The sequence below is a fragment of the Microbacterium istanbulense genome (assembly GCF_037204145.1).
GTDB lineage: Bacteria > Actinomycetota > Actinomycetes > Actinomycetales > Microbacteriaceae > Microbacterium > Microbacterium istanbulense.
On record NZ_JBBDGN010000025.1, the window covers coordinates 1 to 4,804 of the forward strand.

At 66.5% G+C, this 4,804-nt stretch carries 5 protein-coding genes; 2 read left to right on the forward strand and 3 right to left on the reverse strand.

Annotated features, from left to right (window positions below; all coding sequences use genetic code 11):
- Positions 1-29: 29 nt before the first annotated feature.
- On the forward strand, positions 30-887 hold the full coding sequence (locus WDU93_RS15135; protein WP_300143786.1) for a DUF4062 domain-containing protein: 858 nt from the start codon (positions 30-32) through the stop codon (positions 885-887).
- A 3-nt stretch (positions 888-890) separates the two neighbouring features.
- On the opposite strand, the gene WDU93_RS15140 is transcribed toward WDU93_RS15135, so the two are convergent.
- The 3 genes from WDU93_RS15140 to WDU93_RS15150 are packed head-to-tail and all read right to left on the reverse strand — an operon-like array spanning position 891 to position 4,076.
- Positions 891-2,360 (reverse strand): SCO6880 family protein, encoded by a 1,470-nt coding sequence (locus tag WDU93_RS15140; protein ID WP_337322073.1) that lies wholly within the window; start codon positions 2,358-2,360, stop codon positions 891-893.
- A 3-nt stretch (positions 2,361-2,363) separates the two neighbouring features.
- Positions 2,364-3,749, reverse strand: coding sequence for a conjugal transfer protein TrbL (locus tag WDU93_RS15145; protein ID WP_337322074.1), 1,386 nt, complete (start codon positions 3,747-3,749; stop codon positions 2,364-2,366).
- 30 nt (positions 3,750-3,779) lie between these two features.
- Positions 3,780-4,076: a DUF6112 family protein gene (locus WDU93_RS15150; RefSeq protein WP_297105607.1), complete on the reverse strand. Its 297-nt coding sequence runs from the start codon at positions 4,074-4,076 to the stop codon at positions 3,780-3,782.
- A 260-nt stretch (positions 4,077-4,336) separates the two neighbouring features.
- Here WDU93_RS15150 and WDU93_RS15155 point away from each other — a divergent pair.
- Positions 4,337-4,804: DUF349 domain-containing protein (locus tag WDU93_RS15155; protein ID WP_337322075.1), on the forward strand; the 468-nt coding region annotated here is incomplete at its 3' end.

A 4,804-nucleotide genomic window follows, 5' to 3' on the forward strand; every position in this document is an offset into this window, starting at 1 on the left:
ATGTCAGTGCCCACCCATACCCTTGAGGCATGAGTTTTGCTGCCTCCGTGTTGCGCGTCATGATCGCTTCTCCATCCGACATCCCCGACGCCCGCGATGCCGTTGAGGCAGCTATCAACGACTGGAACAACGCGAACGCCACGAACAAGCAGGTAGTGCTGCTTCCGTGGCGGTGGGAGACCTCGTCGGTGCCCGTCCTCGGAGGGCACCCTCAGTCGCTCATCAACTCTCAGGGGGTTGACGAGTCGGACATCGTCTTCGCGTTGTTCGGGAGCCGTCTCGGCTCCCCGACGCCTGACGCAGTGTCCGGCACCGTAGAGGAGATTGAGCGCGCAGTAGAGAGCGGGAAGCCCGTCCATCTCTACTTCTCTACGGCTGCGCTTCCCAATGATGTCGATACGCGTCAGCTCGACGGACTCCGTGAGTTCCGCGCCGAGATCAGTCAGCGAGGGCTTCTTGGTGAGTTCGCAACGACTGCTCAACTGGGACACGAAGTGTGGAAGGCGATTGAGTACGACATCGTGCAACTCGACCTTGGAGTGGCGGCCTCGCCATCACGGACCCGTGGCGTGCGGTTCTCGGCCCAGCCGAAGCAGGAGCGAGAGGTCAAGAGCTTCGACAACAAGGGCAAGCCCCGCTACTCGAATCGTCACTGGATCGAAGTCACCAACAGCGGTGATGAGGACGCGACTGATGTCGTCTTCGAGTCCGTCGGCGACAACTCCAGCATGATGCTTGCCGGGGCTGACGCTCCCACCGTCATCCACGCCAGCCAGACGCGCCGTCTCAATGTCTTTCACCATATGGGCGGCGGCGACCCGGACATTCTCCGCATCCGCTGGACCGAGAACGGGGAATCGAAGGAGCAAGACTTCCACGTTGGCTAGCCGTCACACGCGGCGACACAACGGCAATGCCGCGGCCGTGAATGCTGCGGCTTGCTGGCCGACGAGCAGCCGGGTTTCGCAAGATGCTTGGATCGCGGCTTGCTCGATGGCGGCCACGGCTGCGTCGAGTTCCTCGATGGTGGGTGCGGAGACGGCGATCAGGCCGGTGTAGCGCAGGATGCCGTGACCGGCGGTGAGGTCGGCTTCTTGCTGGAGCACGTCGTGGTATTCGGCGGTCTGGGAGGCGTCCTCGATCTGGCCGATCTTCGCGCGCTGGGCCTGGTCGGAGATGTGCTCGACCTTCTTCTTGCGGATGTCGCGGGCGGCCTGGTCAGAGCGCATGGGCGTGCAGATCAGTGAGAACGAGCGCTGGATGCCGGTGGATAGTAGCAAGGGCGACAGGAACCCCGGATACACCAGCGACCGCGGCCACTCACTGACCCACAGCACCGCATGGTGAGCGGAGTCGGTGCGCAGCCGGCCCCAGGTCTCCGTGACCGCGACCGGCCCAGCAGTCGCGAGGGACTGGCCGAGCCTGCCGTGGCGTTCCAGTGTGGCGGCGATGGCGGGGTCGTAGGCGGAGCGCAGCATGACCGCGATCTGCCCCGGTGTCAGCCATCCCGAGGGTGACAGGTCGGCCGAGCGGAGCGCGGCGACGAGGGTGTTCATCTCTTGCCGCAGAACGGCGGCGGCACCACGTATCCCGCCACCGGCGGTTCTGATCTGACGGGCACTGGTCTTCATGTCCAGTGACAGCGAGAGCGTGGTGGCGTGGCGTTCGCCGGCGGGACCGGCACGCTCGATCAACTCTGCATAGGTGTCGGCCGCCCACGATCCGTCGGGGGTGCCGTGGGTGGCCCACCATTCGGCGAGGCCGGTTCCTGAGTCTGGGAGGGTGCGTTCGAGGACTTGCAGGGTCGCGATGCGCCCGGACCGGCAGACCGTGGCGAGGACGCGGCCCCAGGAGGTGACGCGGCGTTCCTGCTCGCCGGGATCGAGGAGCACGAACGCGGGATGCGTGACCTCGCACACCACCGTGAGAGTGGCGGCGTGCGGGTCGTGGATCATCCCCGCGCTGGTGTCGGGGTCGGTGTACTCCCGCAGCCGCGCCATGTCACCAGGCAACGCGAGCGTCCCAACGGGGCGCGGGACGACGATCCTGCGCCGGTAGAGCAGTTGCCCGCCGGTGGTGCGCCACAGCCACCAGCAGGCGATGGGCAGCCATTCCACGATCGGCCGGCCCGCGATAGGTATCCAGGTCAGGGCGGCGGCGAGTACCCAGACCGGGGCCGTGTAGGCCAGCAGCATCCCGCCTCCGGCGTAGAACGCGCCGATGAGGGTGGCTCCGCCGATGGCGAGGGTGATGAGCTGGGTCAGCGACAGGCCGAGGAGGACACCGCGCCGGGTGAGGCGGGAGAACTTCACCGGCACCAGCTCGCCCGCGGTCTGCCGGTCGTTGTTCGTGCTGCTCATCGTCTACTCCTTCGGTGGGCGTGGCGCGAGCGGTGGGGGCTGCTTCGGCGGCGGCGACGGGTCAGTGCTCGGCGGGCGCGGGGCCGGGCTTGACGGCGATGCCACCGTCGGCGACGCGGGCGGCGGCGGTGTCTGCGTGGCTGCGTCGGCGGCGTGCTCGCCTTGAGCTCCCAGCGCCGTCCCAGCCTTGGGTCCGGCAGTGGCGGCGCCCTTGGCGACGCTCGCCCCGACCACCACGCCCGCGGCCACGGGACCGGCTGCAGCTGCTCCGCCACCACCGGCTGCTGCACCTCCACCGCCTGCCGCTCCACTACCGCTCGCGGCCGGTGTCGGTGCCGGGGTCTTCGGCGGCGGTGGCGCGCCGCTCCCGCCCCCTCCGCCGGAGCTTCCACCTGCGTTCCCTCCGCCACTGCTGCCGTCGTCGAGAACCTTCTTCGGGTCTGCGCCGCCTTGCGGCTTGGACGGGACCGGGATCGGTCGGTTGAGGGCGCTCTTGGCGTCTTGCTCGGAGCCGATCGCGTGGTACATGTCGAACCCGACGAACGCGATGAACTTGTAGGTCAGATACGGCGCGAACGCGGCCATCGCCATCAGCACGATCCCCGCGATGGGATCGCTGACCGAGGCCAGGTCCGCGTCGATCGGTGCGGAGACCTGGGTGATCGCGACCAGGAACATCACGACCAGGACGAGCTTGGAGCAGATCAGAGCGACGACGAACATCGCCCACTTCCCGATCCACCCCCGGCTGGCATCCCAGGATGCGCCGCTGAACGCGAGCGGAGCGAACACCACCGCCACCAGGAGCAACGCCTTCCGCACGAGCAAGGAAAGCCACACAATCGCGGCGGCGGTGATCGCGAGGCCGGCCATGAAGATGGTGATGATCGCTCCGACACCGGGGGCAGCGATGTTGATGCCGACCAGTCCCGCTGCGAGGAGGGCGATCTTGTCGCCCATCGACTCGGTAGTCTCCCCAGCGGCCTGCACGATCCCGATGCACAGCTGATCGACGACTTCCAACAGCAGCGCCGTGAGCGTAATGACCACGAACGATCCGAGGACGGACTTCGCCAGCCCGAGCGCGGCCCGGGTGAGCGCGGTGGGATCGCGGCGGATCAGCCCGGTGATGAGTTGGAGGCAGAAGAAGATCAGCATCACGAAGACCGCGATGCCGAACAACAGGTTGTAGACGGCCACGTAGCCGGGCTTGGTGACATCCACCAGCGTCGTGGTGTCAAACACCGACCAGACCGCCTCGAACAGCCACCCGGCGGCGGCGCCCATCGCCTGGGCAAGCCAGTCGAACGGGGCCGCAACCAAGGAAGCGGCACCTTCGCCGACGGCATCGCACACCGACGAGATCACGGGAACGTCGCACACGCCCATCTCGAACTCCAACTCTCGACGACGCGCGGGTCAGACCTGCTGGCCGACGTTCCAGAAGAAGTTGATGAGCGTCACCGACGCGCCACAGATCACCGCAGCACCGCAGGAAACGAGCACGCCGATCTTTCCGCGCGAAGCAAGATGCGGGTTGGACGAGTTGGCTCCGAAGCCCCACACGATCGCGGACACGATCAGCGCGAGGACGCTGAGGATCAGACCGATCGTCATCACCGCGCCGACGATGGTGCGCAGCTGGTTGATCCCCGGCAGCCCGTTGGTATTGGGGTCGATGTTGATGTCCATCGGCACCAGCAGCGGCGCGGACATGACGTTGGCGAGCAGATCGAACACGGTAGGTCTCCTTGGCGACGGGCGGCCCGCCCACGAACTCGCAGACGGGGTACACGCGACAGGTGCACGTCGGCCTTCACGGTTATGGCCGGGGCCTGGCACCAGGGATGTGGCTTGTGTCCCCGGCAACCTCCAGGTGCGAAGGGCCGTCTGGAAGAATGAAGGCGACCCGGTTACCGACTCGACCGGTCAGAAGTGGTGCTCGTACGCGAGCGGTGAGCGTGGAGGAAGGTCCGATGAGCGGCATCCCTGACGAGGACAAGCAGCACAGTCACAATGTCGGCGATGGGGGCAACGTCGTTCAATATGGACGAAATGCGGGGCATAGGCCCCATATCAACGATGCCAGCGTTCGCCGCTCGCCAGTGGACCGTGTTCAGTACTACGTCGACCATGCCGGCCGTCCAACCGTCGTCAAGGAAGCCAACGGACGAACCGATGTTTTCGTCGGCGACGACCAGATGAGCTACTTTCCCGATGGCCCTGCCAAGACGAAATGGGGGCTTGTCCAGCGCGCTGAGGCGCTCGCCGACCGCCCTTGGCGAGAGGCAAGCCAAGAGTTCCGAGAGCTTCGAGAGAGATGGAAGTCGGCGGGGTCGGCCGATCGCTCAACAGAGGCGGCGCTTTGGCCGCGATTCAAGGCAGCTCAAGACCGTCACTTCGCTGCACGCACACGTGAGCAGGACCAGAACCTGGCAGCGAAG